This is a genomic window from Streptomyces sp. SYP-A7185, assembly GCF_046103685.1.
Lineage (GTDB): Bacteria > Actinomycetota > Actinomycetes > Streptomycetales > Streptomycetaceae > Streptomyces.
This window is the reverse complement of record NZ_CP122310.1, coordinates 1,949,660-1,973,017: the sequence shown is the minus strand read 5'-3', so window position 1 is coordinate 1,973,017 and position 23,358 is coordinate 1,949,660. Positions and strand designations below refer to the sequence as shown.

The window sequence follows — 23,358 nt, the reverse complement described above, 5'->3', positions numbered from 1 at the left end:
GAGAGACGGAGGCGGTGAGACCGGTAGGGGCGCTGGGACCGGGCGGGGCCGCGGAAGCGGGCGGGGTGGTGGAACCCGGCGGGGTGGTGGGACCGGGCGGGGTGGTGACGCTCATGCATGTCACCCTGCGGCAGCCGACCTCGTAGAACAAGCGAAATAAACTGCCTGGTATCGCGTAGCATCACTTACATGTTGAACCTGGAGCGCCTGCGTACGCTCGACGCACTGGCCCGGCACGGCTCGGTCAGCGGCGCCGCGGCCGGGCTGCACGTCACGACGTCGGCCGTCTCCCAGCAGATGACCAAGCTGGAGCGCGAGGTGGGCCAGCAGCTCCTGGCCAAGAACGGCCGGGGCGTGCGCCTCACCGACGCCGGCCGGCTGCTCGCCGAGCACGCCGCGCGCATCCTCTCGCAGGTGGAGCTCGCCCAGTCCGACCTGGAGGAACAGCGCGGCAAGGCCGTCGGCGAACTGCGGATCTCCGCGTTCCCCACGGCGATGCGCGGACTGCTGCCCGCCACGCTCACCGCGCTGCGTGCCGGGCATCCCGGCCTGCGCGTCCGCTCCCAGGAGATGGAGCCGCAGCCCGGCGTGGCCGCCGTGGTGCGCGGGGACATCGACATGGCGGTGGTCCTCGACTGGTACAACAAGCCGCTGCCGATGCCGGACGGCCTGGTCAAGGCATCCCTCCTGGACGACCCCGCCGATGTCGCCATGCCCGCCGCGCACCCTCTCGCCGACCGTGCCGAGGTCGACCTGGAGGAGTTCGCGGACGACGAGTGGATCACCTGGGCGGAGGGGGAGTTCTGCCACGAGTGGCTCATGTTCACGCTGCGCGCCAAGGGCATCGAACCGCGGATCGCGCACCGCGCGGAGGAGCATCACACCCAGCTCGCTCTGGTGGCCGCCGGCCTCGGCGTGTGCGTGGCACCCCAGTTGGGGCGCGACCCGATGCCCGCCGGGGTCAGGGCGGTGCCGGTGCGCAATCTGGTGCGCCGTCATGTGTACGTGGTGTGGCGCGCGGACGCGGACCGCCGCCCGTCGATCAGGGCGGCGGTGGAGGCGCTCCAGGTGACCGGGGCCGGGTTGCGCTAGTACTCCAGCAGGACTTCGCTGTCTGACCTGTGGCGTTGGCCGGGCGGCTGGAGTGTAGCGGGCCGGACCATGGTCAGGGACGGTCTCACGGGGGCCGCCCCTCGAACGTGCGACCCCGCCGCCGGTAATGGCAGCGTCGGGCGACTGCCTGGCGCCGTCGGCGCCAGTTGGACCAGTTCATCGCGTGGTGTCTGCCTCGCTGTCCGCGCAGGTGCGGGGGCCGGGGACAACAAGCTGCCAGGAGTCGCCGAACCTCCGCCACTGTGAGCGCGATGGCCCCGGCGCTTTCACCGGTGGCGCCCCCTTTTCGCTTGCCCGGTGGGCGGTGACGGCCAGGAAGGCGTGGGCGAGCATGGCCAGCGTGATGTGCCGGTACCAGCCCACGTAACGGCGGACTTCGTACTGGTCCAGCCCGCATTCGTTCTTCGCCGCCTGGAAACACTCCTCGATGGCCCACCGCGCCCCGGCGATCCGCACCAGTTCCTGGACGGTGACCTGCAGGGGGCTGTAGGCGAGGTAGTAGGCGATGTCATCCGGGCGGGACAGGCTGCGGCGGGCCAGCGCCACCGCATCCGGAACGGGACGTCGCCCTGGTAGTCGAACTCTTCGACGGCCGGCAGCCGCACGGCGGCCCAGTGGTAGATGCGCGGTCCCTTCGCCCCTTCGCCGCAGGAGAGCTTCTGCCATGCCTCGGCCGGGGCCTGCGCGAACAGGTGGTCGATGCGCGGGCAGCCGACGGCGAACTGGGACTTGGGCACGGCCAGCACGTAGCCGACGCCGGACTGTTCCAGCAGCCGGCGGAAGCGGTCTTCCTGCCCGTAAGCGGAATCCGCAGTGACCCAGGTGATGGGCAGGGATGAGGCCAGGGCCCTCAGTACTATGTGCGCCGCCAGTTGCCCCTTCGTGGCGAACCCCCGGCCATCGGGGATCTTGGCCGCGTGGCAGCGTTCCTGGTCCTCGGTCCAGGACTTGGGGAGGTACAACTCCCGGTCCACCAGCACCCGTCCGCGGCGGGAGGCGTAGGCGGCGAACACACCGATCTGGCAATTCTCGGTGCGGCCGGCGGTGCCGGAGTACTGACGCTGCACCCCGGCAGAGGTGGTGCCCTTTTTGATGAAGCCGGTGTCGTCGATGACGAGGACACCGTCGTCCTCGCCGAGCTGGTCGGCGACATATTGCTGCAGGTCATCGCGGACGTCGTCGGGCTGCCACTTCGCGCCGGCCAGCAGGTGCTGCAGACCGTCGGGGGTGGCATGGCCGGCCTGCTCGGCCAGCTGCCAGCTGTTCTTCCGGGCGACCGGGGCGAGCAGCCCGCGGACGTAGTCACGCATCCGGCGCCGCAGCTCCACCCGGCCGAAACGACGGCCGACGGTGATCAGAAGGTCGTCGAGTTCCCGGCCCCACTGCGCGGCAGCACGCTCGGTCATCACAAGAAGACCGTGCCCCCGACGCTGCCATTACCGGCGGCGGGGTCGCACGTTCGAGGGGCGGCCCCCGTGAGACCGTCCCTGACCATGGTCCGGCCCGCTACACTCCAGCCGCCCGGCCAACGCCACAGGTCAGACAGCGAAGTCCGGCTGGAGTACTAGGGCTCGGGGTGGGTTGCGCCAGGGCTCGGGGGTGGACTTGCCCAGGGGTGGGCGTGCCCGGGGTCGAACACGGCGGGCATGCCCGGGGGCGGCACGGTGGGCGTGCCCGGGGTCGGGCACCATCGGCGTGCCCGGGGTCGGGCAGTCAGGGCAGTCACCTCAGGGCCGCGCCGGCAGATCCGCCAGCTTCCGGAAGTCCCAGGACGTGATCGCGTCGGGGGTCAGCCGGATCCAGGCGTGCTTCCCGTCGTACGGCATCGTGTCCATCCCGAAGTACTTCTGCGCGAACAGCCGCTCGGGGGCGTCGAGTTCCGGGCAGGGCTCGCCGAGCCGCGGCGCCTCGGCGACGAAGTCCGCCGTTCCGGTCAGCTCCACGCCCCGCAGCTCCCCGTACTCCACGCCCGAGTCGATGACGACGGCGATGCGCCGGTCGCCCCGCAGGTCGGCCCAGCGCTTGCTGCGGGTGATCGAGAACAGCCACAAGGACGTGCCGTCCCAGGCGAACCAGAGCGCGCTGACGTGCGGGGCGCCGTCGCCGGACACGGTCGCGACCCGGCAGGTGCGTTCCGTGCCGAGGTAGGTGTCGATCTCGTCCGGTGACATCATGATCTTGCGGCCCCGGCGCTGTGTGACGGCCATCGGTCCTCCCGCGACAGTGGATAAGGTCGGCGCACGACCGAACCGACCAGCTAACTGACTGCCCGTCAGAATGGCGTGCCTGGAAAGCATGCGGTCTCTTCCGCCGTGGCGCAATGGCGGCTAACCTCCGCGCATCCGGCCGCCGGTCGTCCCGACCCGGACCACCCGTATGCGCGCCAGACCCGGATGACCCGGATGACCCGCACAGGGGGAGCGATGCCGTCGTACGAACAGCTCAAGGAACTCCTCGACCCCGCCACCACCGTGCTGATGACCGTCGAGTGCCAGCAGGGCGTGGTGGGGACGGAGAGCGCGCTGCCCGAACTCGCCGACGTGGCACGCTCGTCGGGGTGCCTCGTCAACGTCGCGCGGCTCGTCTCCGCCGCCCACCTGGCCGGGGTCCAGGTCCTGCACGCCGTCGCCGAGCGGCGGCCCGACGGGCGCGGCGCCAACCACAACGCCCGTCTCTTCCGGGCCGCGGGGCGGCTGCCCGTGCAGCAGCTCTCCGGGACCAAGGCCGTACGGATCGCGCCGCCCGTCGAGGTCGCCGAGGAGGACTTCGTCGTGCGGCGGCTGCACGGCCTCTCGCCCCTCGCGGGCACCGACGTCGACCCGCTGCTGCGCAACCTGGGCTGCCGCACTCTGCTGGTGACCGGGGTGTCGGCGAACGTGGCGATACCGAACGCCGTCTTCGACGCCGTGAACCTCGGCTACACCGCCGTGGTGCCTTCGGATGCCATCGCGGGAGTCCCCTCCGACTACACACCCGCGATGATCCGCAACACCCTCTCCCTGGTGGCCACCATCACCACCACCGAGGAGATCCTCGGCTGCTGGAAGCGCCCTAGGCCAGTGTGATCGAGTCCCCGTCCACGCTGATCTCGGCGGAGGGCAGCGGCGCCGGTGCGGGGGAGGCCTTCACGCTCCCGTCGGTGATGGAGAACTTGCTGCCGTGGCAGGGGCAGTTGATCGTGCCGCCCTCCACGCTCGTCACCGGGCACTGTTTATGGGTGCAGCGGTTGGAGAAGGCCTTGAACTCGCCCTTCGTCGGCTGGGTCACCACCACCCCCTCCTTCTTGAAGATCTTGCCGCCGCCCACCGGAATCTCCGACGTCTTGGCGAGCGCGGCCCCGGCGGCGCCTCCGCCGGCCTCGTCGGGCGTCTGCTCCGCGGCCGGGGCGGAGTCACCGTCGTCCCCGCCGTCACCGCAGGCGGAGAGCGCGGCGGCCAGGCTGACGACGCCCGCCGCGGCGACGACGGAACGGCGGGTGGGCGGGGGGAAGGATTCCTTGGAAAGGGTCATGCCCGGTGGTACGGGGCCGCGGGCCGATGTGTTCAAAGGCTCAAGCACTTCTTGCGCGCGCCCTGTGGGGACCGGGACCCGCTGGGACCGGCATTAACCTGGGGCAATGCTCACCGAAGTCACCGCGGTCCGCTACATCACGCCCCTGCGGGAGGGCGGATCGCTCCCCGGCCTGGTCGAGGCCGCCGACGGCCGGGGAACGTACGCGCCGTACGTCATGAAGTTCACCGGGGCCGGCCAGGGCCGCAAGACGCTCGTCGCCGAGGTGATCTGCGGGCAGCTGGCGCGCGGTCTGGGCTTCCGGGTGCCGGGCCTGACGGCGATCGACCTCGACCCGGTGCTCGGCCTCGGCGAACCCGACCAGCAGGTACAGGAACTGCTGAAGTCCAGCGGCGGCCCGAACCTCGGCATGGAGTACCTCTCCGGGGCCCTTGGCTTCGACTCGCTCGCGTACGCCGTCGACCCGGTCGAGGCGGGCCGTGTGGTGTGGTTCGACGCGCTCGTCAACAACGTCGACCGCTCCTGGCGCAACCCGAACATGCTGCTCTGGCGCGGCGAGCTGTGGCTCATCGACCACGGCGCGAGCATGATCTGGCACCACAACTGGCGTACGGCCGAGACCGCCGCCGCCAAGCCGTACGACGCGTCCGACCACGCCCTGGCCCCCTTCGGGCCCGACGTCGCCGCTGCCGCCGCCGCGCTCGCCCCGCTCGTCACCGAGGAACTGCTGGCCGCCGCCGCGGCCGACGTGCCCGACGCGTGGCTGGTGGACGAGCCGGGCTTCGACGACCCCGACGCCGTGCGCCGCGCCTATGTGACCGCGCTGCTGCCGCGCGCCAAGACCATCCACGAACGCATCCAGCTGCCCGAGCCGCAGCGGAAGGGCGCCATCCAGTGACCGAGCAGCCGACGGAGCGTCGCGTCGAGCGGGACGTCTTCGAGTACGCCCTGGTGCGTGTCGTCCCGCGCGTGGAGCGCGGCGAGCAGTTCAACGCGGGCGTGGTGGTCTACTGCCGGGCCAAGTCCTTCGTGGCCGCCCGCACGCATCTCGACGAGGCGAAGCTGCGGGCCCTGGACCCTCAGGCCGACCTCGGGGGCATCGAGGCCGCGCTCGGCGCCGTCGAGCGGATCTGCACCGGGGGCGAGGGGGCCGGCCAGGCCGAGCGGGACGACGCCGGGCGGCGCTTCCGGTGGCTGATCGCGCCCCGCTCCACCGTCGTACAGCCGGGGCCGGTGCACACGGGCCTCACGGCGGATCCGGCCGCGGAGGTGGACCGACTCCTCGACCTCCTGGTGAGGTAAAGAATCACAGGCCCCGGTGTGCCGTTGACACCGGGTGCCAGGGCTTCTAGCGTCTCGTTCAGCTGAAGGTACTAAGCGGTCGCTCACCATCGGGGCGTACCGTAGAGCCGCATCCCAAGGGCGAGGAGAACCAGCATGTCCACCACTGAGCAGCGCGTCGCGGTCGTGACCGGAGCAGCGCGAGGCATCGGCGCGGCGACCGCCGTACGCCTGGCCGCCGAAGGCCGCGCCGTCGCCGTGATCGACCTCGACGAGGCCGCCTGCAAGGACACCGTCACGCAGATCACCGCTGCCGGTGGCAAGGCGATCGCCGTCGGCTGCGACGTGTCCGACGAGGCTCAGGTCGAGGCGGCCATCGCCCGGATCGCCGACGAGCTCGGCGCGCCCACGATCCTCGTGAACAACGCCGGCGTCCTGCGCGACAACCTCCTCTTCAAGATGAGCGCGAGCGACTGGGACACGGTCATGAACGTCCACCTGCGCGGTGCGTTCCTGATGTCCCGCGCCATCCAGAAGCACATGGTGGACGCCAAGTTCGGCCGGATCGTGAACCTCTCCTCGTCCTCCGCGCTCGGCAACCGCGGCCAGGTGAACTACGCCGCGGCCAAGGCGGGTCTCCAGGGCTTCACCAAGACCCTCGCCAAGGAGCTCGGCAAGTTCGGCGTCACCGCCAACTCCGTGGCCCCGGGCTTCATCGTCACCGAGATGACCAAGGCCACCGCCGACCGTGTCGGCATGGGCTTCGAGGACTTCCAGGCGGCTGCCGCCACGCAGATCCCGGTGCAGCGCGTCGGCCGTCCCGAGGACATCGCCAACGCCATCGCCTTCTTCACCGGCGACGCCGCGGGCTTCGTCTCGGGCCAGGTCATGTACGTGGCCGGCGGCCCGCTCAACTAGGTCTGTTCCGGTTGGTCCGGTTCCCAAGGGATGTGGAGACGACAGTGCAGGACAGCGGAAAGGCCGCGCTCGTCACGGGCGCGAGCCGCGGCATCGGCTACGGCATCGCGGAGGCGCTCGTCGCCCGTGGTGACCGGGTGTGCATCACCGGACGCAACGAGGACGCGCTCAAGGAGGCCGTCGAGAAGCTCGGCGCCGACCGCGTCATCGGCGTCGCGGGCAAGGCGCACGACGAGGCGCACCAGGCGGTCGCCGTCGAGCGCGCCATGGAGGCCTTCGGGCGGGTCGACTTCCTGATCAACAACGCCGGCACGAACCCGGTGTTCGGGCCGATGGCCGAGCTCGACCTCAATGTGGCGCGCAAGGTCTTCGAGACCAACGTGATCTCGGCGCTCGGCTTCGCCCAGCAGACCTGGAAGGCCTGGCAGAGCGAGAACGGCGGGGCGATCGTGAACATCGCCTCCGTCGCGGGCGTCGCCCCCTCGCCGTTCATCGGCGCGTACGGCATGAGCAAGGCCGCCATGGTCAACCTCACCTTGCAGCTCGCGCACGAGTTCGCGCCCAAGGTGCGGGTCAACTCGATCGCGCCCGCCGTGGTCAAGACCAAGTTCGCCCAGGCGCTGTACGAGGGCCGCGAGGAGGAGGCCGCCGCCGCGTACCCCCTGGGGCGGCTCGGTGTGCCCGAGGACATCGGGGGCGCCGCCGCGTTCCTCACGTCCGCCCAGTCCGACTGGATCACGGGCCAGACACTCGTGGTCGATGGCGGCATCTTCCTCAATGCGGGCGTCGGCTGACGAAGGCCGAACAATCACCAGGTACGCCACTGAAAAGGGACGTACACGCGCATCAAGTGCCCCGTCGGCGCCACCAGTTGGCCCGGCGGGGCATTGCGATATTGTCTCCCGACCCATGGCATGGCCGATCGAGGAGCGTGCGCGTGTTCAGTGAAGTTCGCCTGGTGGCGGCGGCGGGTCTGCGCGGCCTGGCCGGGTCGTCCCGCCGGGGTCTGCGGCCGGCCGCGGCACTGGTGTCGATGTCCCTGCTCGCGGGGTGCGGAATGTTCTCGTCGGACGAGTCCGACGAGGAGCAGAAGATAACCGTGGGCACGATGAGTGCCCCCAGCACGCTCGATCCGGCCGCGGCGTGGGACAGCTCCTGGGAGCTGTACCGCAACGTCTTCCAGACGCTCCTGAGCTTCCCCAGCGGGGCGGCCGAGCCCGAACCGGACGCAGCCGAGTCCTGCAAGTTCACCGACGCCACGAACATGGTCTTCTCCTGCGAGCTGCGCGAGGACCTCAAGTTCTCCGACGGCCACGAACTCGACGCGAAGGCCGTCAAATACACCTTCGACCGCATGCGGCGCATCGACGTGAAGGGCGGGCCCACCGGGCTGCTCGGATCGCTCGACTCGGTCGAGACGAAGGGCGACCGCACGGTCGTCTTCCGGCTCAAGAAGCCGGACGCCACGTTCCCCTTCGTGCTCTCCACGCCCGCCATGTCGATCGTCGACCCCCGCGAGTACCCGGCGGACAAGCTCCGCGAGGGCACCACCATCGCGGGTTCGGGACCGTACGCCCTGGAGTCGTACGAGGCCGGCGACCGCGCGGAGCTGGTCAAGAACACGAACTACAAGGGCGCGGCCGACCGCAAGAACGACGCCGTCACGATCCGCTACTTCAACAAGTCGGCCACCATGGTCGACGCCCTGAAGAACAAGCAGATCGACGTCACCTTCCGTGGACTCGCGGCGCAGGACATCGTCGAGATGCAGGCCAACAAGCACGCGCGCGAGGGCATCCAGCTCGTGGAGGGCGCGGGCACCGAGATCCGCTATCTGGTCTTCAATCCCGACGATCCCTGGGCCAGGAAGAAGCCGGTCCGCCAGGCCATCGCCCAGATCATCGACCGCCCGGCCATCGCCCACAAGATCTACCAGGACACCGTCGAGCCGCTGTACTCCATGGTCCCCCAGGGGCTGACCGGGCACGGCACCGGCTTCTTCGACGACTACGGGAACCCCAGCGACGCCAAGGCCGCGAACATCCTCAGGGGCGCGGGCATCAACGAACCCGTGCCGCTCACCCTCTGGTACACCACCGACCGCTACGGCTCGGCGACCGCCAAGGAGTTCCAGGAGATCAAGCGGCAGCTCGAAGGGTCGGGCCTCTTCAAGATCACGCTCAAGGGCCGTCCCTGGACCGAGTTCGACGCCGGCACCAAGAAGCGCGAGTACCCGGTCTTCGGTCGTGGCTGGTTCCCCGACTTCCCCGACGCCGAGAACTTCATCGCGCCGTTCGTCGGCGAGAAGAACGTGCTCAACACGCCCTACCCGTCGAAGGCGATCACCGACGAGATGCTGCCGCGCTCGCGCCGCGAGGCCGACCGGGGCGCGGTGGCCGACGACTTCGAGCAGGCCCAGAAGCTCCTCGTCGACGACGCGCGGCTGCTGCCGCTGTGGCAGGGGAAGCAGTACATCATGGCGAGCGAGGAGATCGCGGGCGGCGAACTCGCCCTGGACCCCTCGGCGATCATGATGATGTGGGAGCTGGAGCGCAAGACGAGTTGGTAGCGGTGGGCTGGTCGGCGGCGGTGGGCCGGTGGGTGGTGGCGCTGGATCAGCTGGTGACGCAGGGCCATCAGGTGACGCAAGGCCATCAGGTGGCGGGTTGCCGCGGGCAGTGAGGGTGGGGCTGATTGTCAGTGGCCGCCGGTAGGTTCTGTGGTGAGAAGTGACCGCACACCGGAGGTTGTTGACGTGACCGACATCGCCATGCTGCCCGCGTCCTGGCGCGGAGTCCTCGGCGAGGAGCTGCAGAAGCCCTACTTCAAGGAGCTCACCGAGTTCGTCGAGGAAGAGCGGGGCAAGGGTCCCGTCTACCCTCCGCGTGAAGAGGTGTTCGCCGCGCTCGACGCGACACCGTACGACCAGGTCAAGGTGCTCGTCCTCGGCCAGGACCCGTACCACGGCGAGGGGCAGGGGCACGGCCTCTGCTTCTCCGTGCGGCCGGGCGTGAAGACCCCGCCCTCGCTGCGGAACATCTACAAGGAGATGAAGGAGGAGCTCGGCCACCCCGTGCCGGACAACGGCTATCTGATGCCGTGGGCCCAGCAGGGCGTCCTCCTGCTGAACGCGGTGCTCACCGTCCGCGCGGGAGAGGCCAACTCCCACAAGGGCAAGGGCTGGGAGAAGTTCACCGACGCGGTGATCCGCGCGGTGGCCGACCGCCCCGACCCGGCCGTCTTCGTCCTGTGGGGCAACTACGCCCAGAAGAAGCTCCCGCTCATCGACGAGGAGCGGCACGCGGTCGTGAAGGGCGCCCACCCCTCGCCGCTCTCCGCGAAGAAGTTCTTCGGCTCGCGCCCCTTCACTCAGATCGACGAGGCTGTGGCGGCCCAGGGCCACGACCCGATCGACTGGCGGATCCCGAATCTGGGCTGAGCTCTGAAGGCGCGCGTGGGGTGATGTCAGCTGATCGTGTACGTGAAGGTGTACGTGACGGTGGGCTCGCCGTGCCGCGCGGTGAACGTGCCGGTGCCCGCGAGGCCGGTCAGCTGACCTGAGCCCGAACCGGGCTGCACGGTCAGGGCGCAGGTGATCGTGCCGTCGGCGCCGAAGGATCCGCGCTGCTCCAGGACGAAGGAGCCCGTGCGGCCGTCCACGCTTCCTTCGACGAATTCGTAGCCCGTGAAGACACCGGTGGTCTCGTCGACGTACACGAGCGTGTACTCGCAGGAGGTGCCGGTGGCCTCGACGGCGCCGGTGAAGTCGTTCGTGACGGCGGCATGCGCGATGCGGGCGCCGCCGTCCGCTCCGGCGACGGGCTTCTCGTCCCACCGGGAGAAGGTGAAGGTGCCGGTGGTTCGGGGGGTGGGGTGGGTGGTCATGGTTGGGGTCCCTTCTCGGGGCTGTCGGGCCTGTCGGGGCTCGGCGCGGTGGTGGGGCTTGTGTGCCGTGGCGCTGAGATCACTTTGACGCCCGTACCTGACACCTTCTGTCAGGTACGGATCCGGATGCAGACTGGGTCTCATGCGCGCCGACAGGCTTCTCGCCCTGCTCCTGCTGCTCCAGAACCGCGGGCACATGTCCGCGCCGGAGCTCGCCGAGGAGCTGGAGGTCTCTGTGCGGACCGTCTACCGGGACGCCGAGGCGCTCGCCGCCTCCGGGGTGCCCATTTATGCCGAGCGGGGTCCGGCGGGCGGCTTCCGGCTGATGGACGGTTACCGCACCCGGCTGACCGGTCTCACGGACGACGAGGCCGACTCCCTCGCCCTCGCGGGGATGCCGGCCGCCGCGGCGGACCTGGGCCTGGGGGCCGAACTGGTCACCGCGCGACTCAAGTTGGGCGCGGCGCTGCCGGCCGGGCTCGGTGAGCGGTCGCGGCGGATCCAGGAGCGCTTTCACCTGGACGCGGAGGGCTGGTTCCGCGCGGCCGATCCCGCGCCGCTGCTGTCCGTCGTCGCCGACGCCGTCTGGCGCCGACGTGTGCTGCGGGCGCACTACCGGCGGTGGGGCGGCGAGGTGCGGCGCGAGCTGCATCCTTTGGGGCTCGTGCTCAAGGCGGGGAACTGGTATCTGGTGGCGGCGGCCGACGACACCGTACGGACCTACCGGGTGTCGCGGTTCCTGGAGGTGACGGCGGCGGACGAGGAGTCCGCGCGGCCCGCCGGGTTCGATCTGGCCGCCTACTGGGAGAGCGCCTCGCGCGAGTTGCAGGCGCGGGTCCTGAAGGGCACGGCGCGGGTACGGCTCTCGCCGGCGGGGCTGCGGCTGCTGCCCGCGCTGTTCGGGGCGGCGGGCACGCGGGCCGTGGAGGGGGCGGGCGAGCCGGACGAGGACGGCCGGCGAGTGGTCGATCTGGAGGTCGAGACGCTGCCCGTCGCCGTGAGCGACCTGCTCAGGCTGGGCCTGGAGGCCGAGGTGCTCGGCCCGCCCGAACTCCGCGCCGAGCTGGCGAGGACCGTCACCGGGCTGGCCCAGCGGTATGCGTGAGCGCCTCGCGGGCGATCGCGCCTGACGGTGATTGTCGGTGGGTGCGGATAGCGTCGAGAGCGGTGTGCACGGTGGGCGTACGGGTGTGCACGACGGGCGTACGAGCGTGGAGGACCCGGTGGCGGAGCAGCAGGAGCAGGCGGCGGAAGACGCCATGATGACGCGGATCGGGCAGGCGGTCATGCTGCACCACGGGGGTGACCGTGAGGAGGCACAGGGCCGCTTCCTCACGCTGTGGGCGGAGATCGGTGAGAACGGCGACCCCCTGCACCGCTGCACGCTCGCGCACTACATGGCGGACACGCAGGAGGATCCGTCGGACGAACTGGCCTGGGACCTGCGGGCGTTGTCGGCGGCGGACGAACTCACGGACGAGCGCCTGCACGAACACCACCACTCCATCGCGGTCCGGGGCTTCTACCCCTCCCTGCACCTGAACCTGGCCGCCGACTACGCGAAACTGGGGCGCCCCGAGGCGGCGCGCAACCACATCCGGCGGGCGCGTGGGGCGATCGGGGCGCTGGGGGACGACGGGTACGGCGACGGCGTCCGGGCGGCCATCGGGAGGCTTGAGCTGCGGTTGGGGGAGGGGAGTGAGGTGGAGTAGCGGGGGTGCTTGGGGCTGGGGCTTGGGGTTGGGGCGGGGCTACGGCTGGGGGCTGGCCTGGGTGGGTTTCGGCTAGTGGCCGTAGGCGTCCTGGCAGATGGTTGCTTCCGGGCTGCCGGGTTGCCAGCCGCCGTACTGCTTGCCGAGGGCGCAGAGATCCGGGCGCTCGGGCTTGGGCAAGGCGGTGGGAAGAGCCGGCGGCGCGGCGGCCTCGGGGCGGTGTGCGCGGCGTCGCGGGGGCGGGTCCGCGGGTTTCGTGTGCCGGGCGGGGTTCGCCGCGCGGGGTGGTGCGGCGGAGAGGGTCGGCGCGGTGCCGGTGGCGCGGGGCGCCGGGGAGCGGGGCGGTCCGATGAGTTCCAGTGCCTCGCGGGCGGGGGCTTCCACGACGCGCGGTCGGGATGCGCCGTCGGTGCGGGGCGCCGGGGGCGGGGCGCTCGCGGCGGACGGTCCGGACGCGGGCTGCCGCTCGACGCTGACACAGCCGGCGAGGGTGGCGACCGCCACGGTGGTCAGGAGTGTGGCGGTGGTCGTGGTGGTTCGGTGCATTCGCGCAACTCTGAGGGGTGGGGGGTGCCTTCGGCGAGGGATCGGGGGGAAGTTGGCCCGCACGAGTGAGTGGGCCTCTGGCCGGCCGGGGGGCTTTGTTGCTTCGCCACTCCGTGGGGTGGGCCAGGCCGTGCCGGCTGCTTTGCGCCAGCTGCTTCGCGCCGGCTGCTTCGTGCCGGCTGCTTCGCACCCACCCACCCACCCGCCCGTTCACCCGGCAGCCCCAGAGGCGCCCCCACAAACCTGCCGCTTCGCGGCTAGTGTGCCCTGCGCGCGCCGCAAGCCCGCCGCTGCGCGCCGGATTTTTCCCGCCCGCCCACCCGCCCGATGCCCGGCGGTCCCAGCGGCACCGCACCCGCCCCGCCGCTTCGCGGCGATGTCCCCCGCCCACCCACCCGTTCACCCGGCAGCCCCAGACGCCCCCCACTAGCCCGCCGCTTCGCGCCGGAACTTTTCCGCCCCTCGCCCGATTACCCGGCTATCCGAGCTGACCTGCCGGCGTTCCTGCGGGGGTTGTCCGATGCCGGGTGATCGGGTGGGTGGGTGGGAGGGAGGGCAGTTGGCGTGGAGCGGCCGGGTGGGGGTGGGAGTCTGTCGGGCGTTACGCCTGGTTCAGCATTCCTTGGAGCAGCTCTCGGAACCCCCTGCGGAGCGTTTCCTCCGTGGGGGAGGGCGTGCGGTCGGAGCCTGCCGCCTGGGAGAACATCTGACCCTCGCTCCACGCGGACAGCGACAACGCGTGCCGCTCCGGTTCCGGTGAGCCGAGGGTTCGCATCAGGGCCACCAGCGGCTGCCTGAACCGTGCCCCCGCCGCGTCGTAGTAGGCCCGTAGCTCCGGTCGGCGGGTCGCCTCCAGGGCCAGTTCGTAGCGGGAGATCAGCAGGTGGCGGTACTCGCTCGAGAGTGACCGGTGCATGGACTGGGCCAGCGCGGCGATCAAGGCCTCGCGGCGGCCCTCCATGGTCGAGGCCTCGTCGCCGCCCGACGCCGCCCGCGCGTGGGCCTCCGCCATTTCCGGCAGGGCCAGTACCGCCGCCTCGCGCTCCGCCAGCCTCCGTACCGCCGCTTCGAGGAGGGCGAGCCGCGTGCGCGCGTGATTCGAGGTCGAGCCCTGGGGGAGTCCGGCCGCTTCGTCCACCGCCCGGTGGGTCAGCCCCCGCATGCCCCGCTCCGAGAGCAGGGCGAGTGCCGTGTCGGCGATCAGTTCGTTGCGGGGCGGCCCCGCGGGTTCTGGAGCCGGCTCTGGCTCCGGCTTCGGCTGTGGTCCCGCCTTCGGCGCCGGGGCCGAAGGCGGAACGTGCGAGGGATCCGAGGGATCCGCGGGATCCGCGGGACCCATGAACTTCGTGCCGGTGCGTGGGGGCATGCCGTTCAGTCTATCGGAGGTCACTACACCTGTAGTACCGTCGGCCTCATCGCGTACTACAGGTGTAGTGCAGGGAGTCCGAGCAGGAGGACGAGTCATGGCACACCCCCGGCACCAGTCGTTCCACCCGCCCCACAAACCGAACGCCGTCATCATCGGCGGCGGCATCGGCGGTCTCACCTGCGCCATCGCCCTGAAGCTCGCGGGCTGGCAGGTGTCCGTCCTGGAGCAGGCCGCCACCTTGGAGCCCGTCGGCTCAGGCATCGGACTCGCCCCCAACTCCCAGCGCGCCCTGGACGTCCTGGGCCTCGGCGACCGCGTCCGCGCGCTCGCCGCCTGGGAGGGCGACGGCGGGATGCGCGCGCAGAACGGGCGCTGGCTCGTGCGGACGTCCGCCGCGGCGACCGCCGCGAAATTCGGCGGCGCGCTCGTCCTGCTGCACCGCGCCACCCTCGTGAACCTGCTGGTAGGCGCCCTGCCGACCCATGCCCTGCGGACCGGCGTACGGGCCGAGCTCGTCGATCCGGGAGCGGAGGACCGCAAGGCCGTCGTCCGCACCGACGACGGGGACATCGAGGCCGACCTGGTCGTCGGCGCCGACGGCATCAACTCGGCCGTGCGATCGGTCCTGTTCCCGTCCCACCCGCAGCCGACGTACGCCGGATTCACCGCCTGGCGTCTCGTCGTCCCCGCTCCCGAGCGCCCCTTCGAGCCGCACGAGACCTGGGGACAGGGCGGCGTCTGGGGCACCCACCCGCTCAAGGACGGCAGGATCTACGCGTACGCCACCGCCACCGTCCCCGAAGGGGGCCACGGCCCCGACGGCGAGAAGGCCGAACTGGCGTGCCGCTTCAGCCACTGGCACGACCCGATCCCCGAGATCATCGCCGCCGCCCGCCCCGCGGACATCCTGCGCAACGACGTGCGCCACATGAGCACGCCGCTCTCGCGCTACCACCGAGGCAGGGTCGCCCTCATCGGGGACGCCGCGCACGCCATGGCGCCCACGCTGGCCCAGGGCGGCAACCAGGCCATCGAGGACGCCGTCGTCCTGGCCCACCACGTGGCCCCGGGAGGCGACCTGGCCGCGGGGCTCGCCGGGTACAGCGCGGCGCGGGTGCCGCGTACCACGGCGATCGTCCGGCAGGCGGCGCGCGCCGCCCGCATGAACCACCTGACGAGCGCCCCCCTCATCTCCGTACGCAACGCACTCATCACCGCGGCCGGACGCCTCGGCCCGAACCTGATCCTGCGGAGCTTCGCCTCGATCGCCGGCTGGCGCCCGCCGCAGCAGCCGTATGCTGCGGGAACAGGAATCGCACAGCGGTAGCGCGCCGCCGAGAACTGGCGGTGGACCATCGCCACGGGCGCGGCGGTGGAGCAGACAGACAGGGGACAACGGTGAAGGTCGGCTGCATCGGACTCGGTGACATCGCGCAGAAGGCGTATCTGCCCGTGCTCACCACCTTGCCGGGGGTCGAGCTGCACTTGCAGACGCGTACGCCGGCGACCCTCGCCCGTGTCGCGGGCACCCACCACATCCCCGAAGAGCGCTGCCACACCGACCTGGACGCGCTGCTCGCCCAGGGCATCGACGCCGCCTTCGTGCACGCCTCGACCTCCGCGCACCCGGAGATCGTGACGCGGCTGCTCGAAGCGGGCGTGGCCACCTATGTCGACAAGCCCCTCGCGTACGAACTGGCCGAGTCGGAGCGTCTCGTGCAGCTCGCCGAGGAGCGTGCGACGAGCCTCGCCGTCGGCTTCAACCGCCGTTACGCGCCCGGCTACGTGCAGTGCGTCGACCACCCGCGCGAGCTGATCCTGATGCAGAAGAACCGCGTCGGCCTGCCCGAGGACGTGCGCACGCTCGTCCTGGACGACTTCATCCACGTCGTGGACACGCTGCGCTTCCTCGCGCCGGGACCGATCGACCACGTCGGCGTGCGCGCACGCCTCCAGGACGGGCTCATGGAGCATGTCGTGCTCCAGCTCGCGGGGGACGGGTTCACCGCGCTCGGCGTGATGAACCGGCTGAGCGGTTCCACCGAGGAGATCCTGGAGGTGTCGGGGCAGGACACCAAGCGCCAGGTGCTCAATCTCGCCGAGGTCGTCGACCACAAGGGCCAGCCCACCGTGCGGCGGCGCGGCGACTGGGTGCCGGTGGCCCGGCAGCGCGGCATCGAGCAGGTGGTGCTCGCGTTCCTCGACGCCGTGCGCGCGGGCAAGGTGCTCAGCGCCCGGGACGCGCTGGCGACCCATGAGCTGTGCGAGCGCGTGGTTCGCGCGGCTCAGGAGCAGGCTGCCTGAGCCGCCGCCCCTTCGCGGGGTCCCGCTCATCCCGGCCTCGCCCGGCAGGGCCCTGTCCGGTAGGGCCCTGTCCGGTAGGACCTCTTCCGGCACGGCCCCGTCCGCGGCTCCGTCCGGCACGGTCCCGCAGGGCACGCGCGGCTTCGGCCGCGCCGAGCGCCGCGAGTACGGCGAGAGCCGCGTGCACCGGCCAGTCGCCCAGCCTGACGTACGGCGTGACCCCCTTGGCCAGCGGAATCTCGTACGTCGCCGTGGTGCTCGCCGAGGTGCCGAGCGGTGTGCCGAGCCGTTCGCCGCCCGCGGCGTAGACCGCGGAGACGCCGGTGAGCGTGGCGTGCACCATGGGGCGGCCGGTCTCGGCGGCCCGCACGGCAGCGAGCGATGCGTGCTGTTCGGGCGCCCAGCTGGACTGGAACGACGACGTGGACGACTGGGCCAGCAGCAACTGCGCTCCCTCGCGCGTCAGATGACGGCTCATGTCGGGGAACGCCGACTCGAAACAGACCAGCGGGCCGACCTTCAGGCCGTCCCCGACGTTCATCACCACCGGTCGCTCGCCGCGCCTGCGGTCCTCGCCCGCCGCCTTGCCCACCGACGTCGCCCAGCCGAGGAGCGAGCGGGCGGGGACGTACTCGCCGAACGGGACGAGCCGCATCTTGTCGTAGCGGTCGCCGGTCGGGCCCTGGGGGCCCACGAGGACGGAGCTCTTGAAGATGCCGGGCTGGTCGGAGCGGCGCGCATCCACGTTCACCAGGATGTCGGCGCCGACATCGCGGGACAGCACGGATATCCGCCGTGCCACGTCGGGGCGCTCTGCCAGGTCGTAGCCGACGCTGCTCTCGCCCCAGACGACGAGGTCCAGGTCCCGTCCCGCCAGGCCGCGGGTCAGCTCCTCCTCGCGTGCGAGGCGCTTGTCGGGGCCGCCGACTCCGTTGATCACTCCCGGCTGGACGACGGCGACGCGCGTCTCGCCCGCGGGTTCGGGGCGGGGGGCCCACGCCCAGGCGGAGGTGGTCACGGCGGCGACGGCCACGAGGCCGGCCGTGGCGGGGAGGGTCTTGGCCAGGGAGGCGCGTGGTGGTGCGGAGGGTGTGCGTGTGGGTGGGGGTGTGCCGGCCATTCCCGCCTCGTCGGACGGCGTTGGCGCGCTGGATGCCGTCGCTTCCTCGGACTCCTTCGTCGCGTCGGACGTCTGAGCCGTGCGGTAGGTGGTCGTCGTACGGGAGGTCTTCGCGGCGCCGGGGGTGGTCGTCGTGCGGGACGTCCTCGCCATGCCGGGGGTGGTCGTGGTGGTCGTCGTGGTCGTCGTACGGGACCTGTCAGGCGGGCGGAGACCGTGGGCCGCGGTGACGGCCGTGAGGAGTGCCGCGACGACGGTGTTCAGGGTGACGAGCAGGGCGCTGACCAGCCACACTCCCCCCACCGACATGACGCGCAGGGCGGGTTCGACCTGCCACTGGCTGGAGCCGAGCAGCCCCCAGGGCCCGCCCAGTCCCTCCCAGGACCTGACCAGTTCCACCATCAGCCAGGCGGACGGCAGGACGACCAGCGCCGCCAGAGTCCGGCCCGGAGTGTTCACCCCGCCCAGGAATCGCCGTACCAGCCAGCCCCACGGCGCCCACAGCAGGCCGAGCAGGGCCGCGATGAGCAGGGTGAACACATGGAGGCTCGGCAGCAGCCAGTGATGCACGGCCACCATGAACCCGAGGCCGCCCAGCCAGCCGTCGATCGCCGCCCTGCGCCCCGTCCGCGCCGAGCGGGCCAGGAGGATCCAGGGCACGAGCGCGACGTACGCGAACCACCACAGCGAAGGGGCGGGGAAGGCGAGAGCGGGCAGCGCCCCGGCGGCGACGGCCAGGAGGCCGCGCCAGCGGGGCGATGTCAGCAGCCGCCTCGCCGCAGGAACAGCGGGGGCCGCAGGTGCAGCCGGTGCAGCAGGCGCAGAGGGGGCGGCAGAGGCGGCAGGGTTTACGGAGGCCGGAGAGGCCGCCGAGGTGGCTTGAGGGGCCGGAGGTGCCGCCGAGGTTGCTGGAGGGGACGGAGAGCGGGGCCGTCGCCGGTCACGGTCGTCGCCGTAATGGTCCATGCAGCGCCTCCCTCGTTCCCCGACGGAACGCCTCCCTCGTCCCCGGCGCCCGGTCGTCCCTCCAGTGTGCGCGCCCCGGACGATCTACGACAGTGCGTCTGCCGTGCGATCTTGGGGCGCCTCTCGTCGGCTGCCCGGCTGCCCGGTTGCCCGGCTCGCCCCTCAGCTGGGTGCTTCGGTCCGGGAGCGGGGCCGGACCTGGCGCCACTTCTCCTGCACGGTCACCTGCCGCAGCCGCCAGCCCTGGTCCGTGCGCAGGGCGGTGAAGGCGTAGCGTCCGCCGCAGATGAAGTCCGGCGCCATGGATTCCGCGCCGTCTGCCTGTGCTGCGCCCGCCTTCGCGCTCGCGCTCGCGTTCGTGTTCGAGGGGAAGCGCATCGGGTTCACGTAGTCGGCCTGGACGTGTGCCAGGTCATCGATGTCCTGGTCGAGAGTCCCGAAGGTCAGCTTCCTGTTGACTATCAGGTGCTGGCGCATCGGGAAGAGCTCCATCGCGCCCGCGAGCCAGCCGGCCACCTCGGCGGCGCTCGCGTCGATACCGCCCGCCGAGCTGTAGTCGGCACGTCCGTCCGGGGTGAAGAGCCGCTGGTAGGCGTCCCAGTCGCCGTCGTCGACGGTCACTGCGTACTCGGTGATGAGGGAGTCGATGGCCAACCGGTCCATCACGGCGGCGAGTTCCACGCGCTGCGTCATCGGGTCAGTGTTGGGCACGGGGGGTGCGCAGCCAAGAGGCGCGCAGGAACGCGCCGGAAAGCGTGCGGAGACGTGGCTCGTGTGGCGCGCTTCGTGCGGTGCCGTCGAGACCGGTCGAGGCCGGGCGCGTCCGGTCGCGACAGGTCGATTTCGCTTCAACTTGTCATACGATGCCGGGCAGTTGGGCGGCCGTGGAATGTTCGCAGGGTCGGCGTCGAGGATGCCGAGGACCCGCGCGGGGCGTTCGCCGGACGTTTCGCGGCGGCATGAGTACTCCTAGCCGGGGAGGCCCGTTGAAGAACGAGCAGCGCATCGCGGCGTACAAACGCCAAGGCAACCGCAAGGAACTGACGGGGCGGCAGAAGCGCCGCATCGCGAGGAAGGCGCGTCAGGGCAAGGGCTGACGCGCCGGCCGTTGACGGCGGGACGCCGCTCGGCGAAGGTACGGCTCATGGGCCCGGACATCCGTGGCGTACGGGGCGTGCTGATCGATGTCGGCGGGGTGCTCGTCCGCGAGTACCTGCCCGCCGTCGCGGCCGCCTGGGGCAGGCGGCTGGACATCCCGGCCGCCGCCTTCATGACCGCCCTGTACGAGGGCGACGACTCCGGGGTCCTGATCGGCCGCGTCAGCGAGAACGCCTGGTGGGAGACCGTACGGGGGCGTCTTGGCGTGGCGCCGGGCGTGATCACCGAGCTGCGCCGGGACCTCGTGGCCAAGGAGACGTGGGACGAGGACCTGGTGGCGTGCCTGCGGGATCTGCGGAAGCGGGGCGTCCCGACCGCCGTGGTCAGCAACACCTGGCCCGGCCTGCGCGAGCGGATGTCGGCCGGTGGACTCCTGGACGTCGCCGATCATCTCGTCCTGTCCTGCGAGGCCGGCTGCGCCAAGCCGGACCGGCGGATCTACGAGATCTCCCGGCGGCTGCTCGCCGTCGAGCCCGCGAACGCCCTGTTCGTCGACGACACCGCGGTCAACGTCGTGGCGGCGCGGGCGCTGGGGATGGCAGGTCACGTGCACACCGGCACGGCGGAAACCCTGGCGCGGATAGGGGAGTTCACGGGGCGGGGCACGTGAGGCAGGGCCAATCAATCGAACGTGCGGACGTCCCCACCACATGTCCGAACCAGATGCCCGAACCGTACTAGGCGGCCCTGACGACCTCTTCGCGGACGGCTGCGGCCCACTCGGTCACCAACTGCTCGTACTCACGGCGCTGTTCGGCCGAGAGGCGTCCGCCGGCGCGCATCCACAGACCGCGGATTCGCTCGTTCAGTTCCGCGGCAGACCGTGCGGAACCAAGGGGATGAGGGGTTAAGGGCATGCGGCAAGCCTAGGGGATAGCTAAGACAATCGGAACTCTCAGCTACTGGGCAGATCCTCCAAGTGAGCGGACGCACAGTCTCCGCCCGGTCTCCGCCCGGTGTCCGCACCGCGTCCCAAGGCGTCACGTGCCGTCACCCGTACGGCGCAGTACCGCGCGGTGCCCGCCCGTGGCCCCTGATATCCAGGGGAGAAGGGACGCGCCGGAAGCCGCGCGCCGTGGGGGATTCATCGCCCTGACGCCACACCGGCGGCCGGGGCTCATCGAGTGGAGGACCACTCATGTCCCAGTACATAAGTCTTTCCGTGGACTTCACCCAGGGTCTCGACGACGCCTGGTCGAAGGTCGCTCAGTTCGTGCCGAAGCTGATCGGCTTCCTGGTCGTCATGGCCATCGGCTGGTTCGTGTCGAAGATGATCGCCAAGGTCCTCGACCGGCTCCTGCGCAAGGCCGGCTCCGAGAAGCTCGCCGAACGCGCGGGCGCGTCGAAGATGCTGGCGAACTCCAAGTACGACCTCACCGGGATCGTCTGCAAGGTCGTGTACTTCGCCCTGCTCCTGATCACCCTGCAGCTCGGCTTCGGCGTGTTCGGCAGCAACCCGGTCTCCACGATGCTCGACGGCATCGTCTCCTGGATCCCGCGCGGCGTCGTCGCCATCGTGCTGCTGGTCGTCGCCATGGCCGTGGCCAACGTCGTACGCGACATCGTCACCAGCGCCCTGTCCTCGATGTCGTACGGGAAGACCATCGGCACCATCGTCTGGGCCTGCATCGTCGCGCTCGGCGTGATCGCGGCGCTCGGCCAGGCGGGCATCGCCACGACGGTCACGCAGCCCGTCCTGTACGCGGCGCTCGCGGCCGGTGCGGGCATCCTCATCGTCGGCGTCGGCGGTGGTCTCATCGGCCCGATGCGTCAGCGCTGGGAGCGGTGGCTGAACACGGCGGAGCAGGAGACGGCCAAGGCGCGCGGCAGTGTCAGCGCGTACCAGGCGGGCCGCGAGGACGCGATGACCAACCAGCCGGTGGAGGAGCGCGAGCGCTTCGACATGTGAGCGGGCGGATTCGGGGTCCGGGCGCTCAGGACTCAGGGCCCGGAAGTCTCCGGAACCAGGTCGTGCCGCCTCACCAGCCAGGAGATGGCAGTGAGGCGGCACACCGCGTAGTCGTGGCCGACCGGCTCGCGCCACCCGTTCTCGGCGAGCGCGTCGAGGAACCCCAGGGCGTAGTCCGAGAGGATCTCCGGGTCCGGCGTCGGCGGCACGAGTCCGGGCCCGCCCATCTCGAGCCGGTCCCGCAACTCCGCCACGTGCTGGTCCACGGCGGCGGTGAAACCGGGCTCGAAGGCGAACTCGGCGAAGCGCGGGGCGTACGAGGCGCTGATGCGGGCGAGGGGCGACATCCCTTCACCGTAGGCGGGCCAAACCCTCCTGAAGAGGGCCTTTCGGCATGCCTTTGGTCACAACGAGCGAGCCGCTGGCCTGCGCCCGCCCGCACTCTCCTGCACAGTCCCGTGCCTGCGTGCCTGCGTGCCTGCGTGCCTGCCTGCCTACCGGACGGAGGCGGCAGCCTTGCTCAGCGCGTCCGCGGCATCGCGTCCGGCGTGACGGGCGGCGTCGCGGCTCGACTTCGCGACGCCGCGACTGCGCTGGGCGCCGGACTTCACGACGGAGCGGCCTCGGGTGGCACCACTCTTGGCGGCGGAGCGCCCTCGGACGGCACCGGTCTTGGCGGCGTGGCGGCTGCGGTAGGCCACGGAGGGCTTGCCGTGCGTGTCGGCCGCGGCGATCAGGAGGCCGCCGAAGAGCGAGAGGTTCTTGATGAACTGGGTGCGCTGAGCGGCACGCCGTTCCGGGTCCTCCTCCTTCCACCAGGCGTGCCCGGCCAGCGTCGTCGGCACGAGGGACCCGGCGAGCGCGAGCGCGGCGACGCGGGGGACCCGCCCGGTGGCCAGCAGCACGCCGGCGCCGACCTGCACCGCACCGTTGATGCGGACCAGGCGTTCCGGGTCCTCCGTGAGCCGGGGGATCTTGGAACTCAGCGGAACCGCGACGGGCTCCGCGGCGGAGGCCACACGCTTCGGGTCCCGGAGGGTACTGAGTCCGCCGGACAGGAAGACGGAGGCGAGCAAGGGGCGTGCGCATTTCCTGAGAACAGCCATGCCTTCCGGCTTCCCCAGATCCGCCCTCTCAGACAGCACCCCCACACAAACCGCCACCGTGCTCGCTCCCGGTCGATCCACGACCGCGAGCGAGCTGCTACGACGCCCAGTCGCCAGCCGGTGGCGGATGGTGGCGGTCGGCGGCAGTCACTTCCGCCGACGGACGAACAACCAGATACGAGCGGCCATCGAGCCGATCACCAGAACGGCGACCGCGATCTGTACCCACCGAGGGAGAGCCCCCGCGCCGGGGAGATACAGGGCGAGTGACATCACGGGGCGCTACTCCTCCCGAACCGTTGCAGGCCACATGCGGCGCCTCCGCCTACAGGCCGGAGGATGTGTTGCCTCGACCGTAGCGTGACACCCGGCCCCGGCCCGCCGTTACACGGCGTGCGGCTGCGGGAGTGGAACCGGGCAGGCAGTCCAATTCATACGGACGCAGGGCACTCGGGCGCAGT

23 protein-coding genes and 1 pseudogene are annotated in these 23,358 nt (G+C 71.3%); 14 read left to right on the top strand and 10 right to left on the bottom strand.

Going from position 1 to position 23,358, the window contains the following annotated elements:
* Window positions 1-189: 189 nt before the first annotated feature.
* Window positions 190-1,092 carry a LysR family transcriptional regulator gene (locus tag QBL25_RS08510; RefSeq protein WP_409056412.1) on the top strand — a complete coding sequence of 301 codons (903 nt, stop codon included), beginning with the start codon at window positions 190-192 and terminating at the stop codon, window positions 1,090-1,092.
* A gap of 177 nt (window positions 1,093-1,269) precedes the next feature.
* Here the strand turns inward: QBL25_RS08510 and QBL25_RS08505 are convergent.
* Window positions 1,270-2,519: pseudogene (locus QBL25_RS08505) on the bottom strand (IS701 family transposase).
* Window positions 2,520-2,840: 321 nt separating this feature from the next.
* Window positions 2,841-3,320, bottom strand: a complete 480-nt coding sequence (locus tag QBL25_RS08500; RefSeq protein WP_409056411.1) for a pyridoxamine 5'-phosphate oxidase family protein — start codon at window positions 3,318-3,320, stop codon at window positions 2,841-2,843.
* A 216-nt stretch (window positions 3,321-3,536) separates the two neighbouring features.
* Here QBL25_RS08500 and QBL25_RS08495 point away from each other — a divergent pair, with 216 nt between their 5' ends.
* Complete coding sequence (locus QBL25_RS08495) at window positions 3,537-4,178, top strand: cysteine hydrolase (RefSeq protein ID WP_409062583.1); 642 nt, start codon at window positions 3,537-3,539, stop codon at window positions 4,176-4,178.
* Here the strand turns inward: QBL25_RS08495 and QBL25_RS08490 are convergent.
* The gene (locus QBL25_RS08490; RefSeq protein WP_409056410.1) at window positions 4,165-4,623 is read right to left on the bottom strand and encodes a Rieske (2Fe-2S) protein; all 459 of its coding nucleotides are present in this window, start codon (window positions 4,621-4,623) and stop codon (window positions 4,165-4,167) included. The two genes, QBL25_RS08495 and QBL25_RS08490, sit on opposite strands and share 14 nt — an antisense overlap.
* A 106-nt stretch (window positions 4,624-4,729) precedes the next feature.
* On the opposite strand from QBL25_RS08490, the gene QBL25_RS08485 reads away from it, so the two are divergent.
* The 6 genes from QBL25_RS08485 to ung all read left to right on the top strand — a co-directional run bounded on the left by QBL25_RS08485 (window position 4,730) and on the right by ung (window position 10,261).
* Entirely contained in the window at window positions 4,730-5,521 is a 792-nt protein-coding gene (locus QBL25_RS08485) for a HipA family kinase (RefSeq protein WP_409056409.1), read from the top strand.
* On the top strand, window positions 5,518-5,925 hold the full coding sequence (locus QBL25_RS08480) for a DUF3037 domain-containing protein (RefSeq protein ID WP_409056408.1): 408 nt from the start codon (window positions 5,518-5,520) through the stop codon (window positions 5,923-5,925). Before QBL25_RS08485 ends, QBL25_RS08480 begins: the two co-directional genes overlap by 4 nt.
* Before the next feature lie 135 nt (window positions 5,926-6,060).
* Window positions 6,061-6,822 carry a 3-oxoacyl-ACP reductase FabG gene (gene fabG / locus QBL25_RS08475; RefSeq protein ID WP_409056407.1) on the top strand — a complete coding sequence of 254 codons (762 nt, stop codon included), beginning with the start codon at window positions 6,061-6,063 and terminating at the stop codon, window positions 6,820-6,822.
* Between the two features lie 44 nt (window positions 6,823-6,866).
* On the top strand, window positions 6,867-7,616 hold the full coding sequence (locus QBL25_RS08470) for an SDR family oxidoreductase (RefSeq protein ID WP_409056406.1): 750 nt from the start codon (window positions 6,867-6,869) through the stop codon (window positions 7,614-7,616).
* 239 nt (window positions 7,617-7,855) lie between these two features.
* Window positions 7,856-9,391 (top strand): ABC transporter substrate-binding protein, encoded by a 1,536-nt coding sequence (locus QBL25_RS08465; RefSeq protein ID WP_409062582.1) that lies wholly within the window; start codon window positions 7,856-7,858, stop codon window positions 9,389-9,391.
* Window positions 9,392-9,577: 186 nt separating this feature from the next.
* A complete protein-coding gene (gene ung / locus QBL25_RS08460; RefSeq protein WP_409056405.1) occupies window positions 9,578-10,261 on the top strand; it encodes a uracil-DNA glycosylase in 684 nt (227 codons plus the stop codon).
* A 26-nt stretch (window positions 10,262-10,287) separates the two neighbouring features.
* Here the strand turns inward: ung and QBL25_RS08455 are convergent, their stop codons facing one another.
* Window positions 10,288-10,707, bottom strand: a complete 420-nt coding sequence (locus tag QBL25_RS08455) for a DUF3224 domain-containing protein (protein WP_409056404.1) — start codon at window positions 10,705-10,707, stop codon at window positions 10,288-10,290.
* Between the two features lie 142 nt (window positions 10,708-10,849).
* Between QBL25_RS08455 and QBL25_RS08450 the strand changes: the two genes are divergently transcribed.
* The gene (locus QBL25_RS08450) at window positions 10,850-11,812 is read left to right on the top strand and encodes a helix-turn-helix transcriptional regulator (protein ID WP_409056403.1); all 963 of its coding nucleotides are present in this window, start codon (window positions 10,850-10,852) and stop codon (window positions 11,810-11,812) included.
* Between the two features lie 118 nt (window positions 11,813-11,930).
* A complete protein-coding gene (locus QBL25_RS08445) occupies window positions 11,931-12,419 on the top strand; it encodes a hypothetical protein (protein ID WP_409062581.1) in 489 nt (162 codons plus the stop codon).
* A 72-nt stretch (window positions 12,420-12,491) separates the two neighbouring features.
* On the opposite strand, the gene QBL25_RS08440 is transcribed toward QBL25_RS08445, so the two are convergent.
* Together QBL25_RS08440 and QBL25_RS08435 are read right to left on the bottom strand one after the other, a co-directional pair.
* Window positions 12,492-12,965: a hypothetical protein gene (locus QBL25_RS08440; protein ID WP_409056402.1), complete on the bottom strand. Its 474-nt coding sequence runs from the start codon at window positions 12,963-12,965 to the stop codon at window positions 12,492-12,494.
* Window positions 12,966-13,566: 601 nt separating this feature from the next.
* Window positions 13,567-14,331, bottom strand: a complete 765-nt coding sequence (locus QBL25_RS08435) for a TetR/AcrR family transcriptional regulator (protein ID WP_409056401.1) — start codon at window positions 14,329-14,331, stop codon at window positions 13,567-13,569.
* Between the two features lie 97 nt (window positions 14,332-14,428).
* Here QBL25_RS08435 and QBL25_RS08430 point away from each other — a divergent pair, with 97 nt between their 5' ends.
* A complete protein-coding gene (locus tag QBL25_RS08430; RefSeq protein WP_409056400.1) occupies window positions 14,429-15,661 on the top strand; it encodes an FAD-dependent monooxygenase in 1,233 nt (410 codons plus the stop codon).
* Window positions 15,662-15,732: 71 nt separating this feature from the next.
* Window positions 15,733-16,638, top strand: coding sequence for a Gfo/Idh/MocA family protein (locus tag QBL25_RS08425; RefSeq protein WP_409056399.1), 906 nt, complete (start codon window positions 15,733-15,735; stop codon window positions 16,636-16,638).
* Here QBL25_RS08425 and lnt read toward each other — a convergent pair.
* Window positions 16,562-18,724, bottom strand: a complete 2,163-nt coding sequence (gene lnt, locus QBL25_RS08420) for an apolipoprotein N-acyltransferase (protein WP_409056398.1) — start codon at window positions 18,722-18,724, stop codon at window positions 16,562-16,564. The genes QBL25_RS08425 and lnt overlap by 77 nt on opposite strands.
* A 162-nt stretch (window positions 18,725-18,886) precedes the next feature.
* Complete coding sequence (locus QBL25_RS08415) at window positions 18,887-19,417, bottom strand: nuclear transport factor 2 family protein (RefSeq protein WP_409056397.1); 531 nt, start codon at window positions 19,415-19,417, stop codon at window positions 18,887-18,889.
* 451 nt (window positions 19,418-19,868) lie between these two features.
* Here QBL25_RS08415 and QBL25_RS08410 point away from each other — a divergent pair, with 451 nt between their 5' ends.
* Both QBL25_RS08410 and QBL25_RS08405 read left to right on the top strand, forming a co-directional pair.
* Window positions 19,869-20,492 carry an HAD family hydrolase gene (locus QBL25_RS08410; protein WP_409056396.1) on the top strand — a complete coding sequence of 208 codons (624 nt, stop codon included), beginning with the start codon at window positions 19,869-19,871 and terminating at the stop codon, window positions 20,490-20,492.
* Between the two features lie 528 nt (window positions 20,493-21,020).
* Window positions 21,021-21,791 (top strand): mechanosensitive ion channel family protein, encoded by a 771-nt coding sequence (locus QBL25_RS08405; protein ID WP_409056395.1) that lies wholly within the window; start codon window positions 21,021-21,023, stop codon window positions 21,789-21,791.
* A 32-nt stretch (window positions 21,792-21,823) separates the two neighbouring features.
* Here QBL25_RS08405 and QBL25_RS08400 read toward each other — a convergent pair whose 3' ends face one another.
* Complete coding sequence (locus QBL25_RS08400) at window positions 21,824-22,138, bottom strand: DUF6401 family natural product biosynthesis protein (RefSeq protein ID WP_409056394.1); 315 nt, start codon at window positions 22,136-22,138, stop codon at window positions 21,824-21,826.
* A gap of 147 nt (window positions 22,139-22,285) precedes the next feature.
* Entirely contained in the window at window positions 22,286-22,897 is a 612-nt protein-coding gene (locus QBL25_RS08395) for a DoxX family protein (protein WP_409056393.1), read from the bottom strand.
* Window positions 22,898-23,358: the final 461 nt, after the last annotated feature.

What these genes read in the sequence shown, in the direction of transcription:
- lnt (WP_409056398.1), bottom strand. Translation starts at nt 18,724, where the DNA reads ATGGACCATTACGGCGACGACCGTGACCGGCGACGGCCCCGCTCTCCG.
- QBL25_RS08400 (WP_409056394.1), bottom strand. Translation starts at nt 22,138, where the DNA reads ATGTCGCCCCTCGCCCGCATCAGCGCCTCGTACGCCCCGCGCTTCGCC.
- QBL25_RS08430 (WP_409056400.1), top strand. Translation starts at nt 14,429, where the DNA reads ATGGCACACCCCCGGCACCAGTCGTTCCACCCGCCCCACAAACCGAAC.
- QBL25_RS08510 (WP_409056412.1), top strand. Translation starts at nt 190, where the DNA reads ATGTTGAACCTGGAGCGCCTGCGTACGCTCGACGCACTGGCCCGGCAC.
- QBL25_RS08465 (WP_409062582.1), top strand. Translation starts at nt 7,856, where the DNA reads ATGTCCCTGCTCGCGGGGTGCGGAATGTTCTCGTCGGACGAGTCCGAC.
- QBL25_RS08485 (WP_409056409.1), top strand. Translation starts at nt 4,730, where the DNA reads ATGCTCACCGAAGTCACCGCGGTCCGCTACATCACGCCCCTGCGGGAG.
- QBL25_RS08410 (WP_409056396.1), top strand. Translation starts at nt 19,869, where the DNA reads ATGGGCCCGGACATCCGTGGCGTACGGGGCGTGCTGATCGATGTCGGC.
- QBL25_RS08440 (WP_409056402.1), bottom strand. Translation starts at nt 12,965, where the DNA reads ATGCACCGAACCACCACGACCACCGCCACACTCCTGACCACCGTGGCG.
- QBL25_RS08490 (WP_409056410.1), bottom strand. Translation starts at nt 4,623, where the DNA reads ATGACCCTTTCCAAGGAATCCTTCCCCCCGCCCACCCGCCGTTCCGTC.
- QBL25_RS08395 (WP_409056393.1), bottom strand. Translation starts at nt 22,897, where the DNA reads ATGGCTGTTCTCAGGAAATGCGCACGCCCCTTGCTCGCCTCCGTCTTC.
- QBL25_RS08405 (WP_409056395.1), top strand. Translation starts at nt 21,021, where the DNA reads ATGTCCCAGTACATAAGTCTTTCCGTGGACTTCACCCAGGGTCTCGAC.
- QBL25_RS08435 (WP_409056401.1), bottom strand. Translation starts at nt 14,331, where the DNA reads ATGCCCCCACGCACCGGCACGAAGTTCATGGGTCCCGCGGATCCCGCG.
- QBL25_RS08455 (WP_409056404.1), bottom strand. Translation starts at nt 10,707, where the DNA reads ATGACCACCCACCCCACCCCCCGAACCACCGGCACCTTCACCTTCTCC.
- QBL25_RS08495 (WP_409062583.1), top strand. Translation starts at nt 3,537, where the DNA reads ATGCCGTCGTACGAACAGCTCAAGGAACTCCTCGACCCCGCCACCACC.
- fabG (WP_409056407.1), top strand. Translation starts at nt 6,061, where the DNA reads ATGTCCACCACTGAGCAGCGCGTCGCGGTCGTGACCGGAGCAGCGCGA.
- QBL25_RS08415 (WP_409056397.1), bottom strand. Translation starts at nt 19,417, where the DNA reads ATGACGCAGCGCGTGGAACTCGCCGCCGTGATGGACCGGTTGGCCATC.
- QBL25_RS08450 (WP_409056403.1), top strand. Translation starts at nt 10,850, where the DNA reads ATGCGCGCCGACAGGCTTCTCGCCCTGCTCCTGCTGCTCCAGAACCGC.
- QBL25_RS08500 (WP_409056411.1), bottom strand. Translation starts at nt 3,320, where the DNA reads ATGGCCGTCACACAGCGCCGGGGCCGCAAGATCATGATGTCACCGGAC.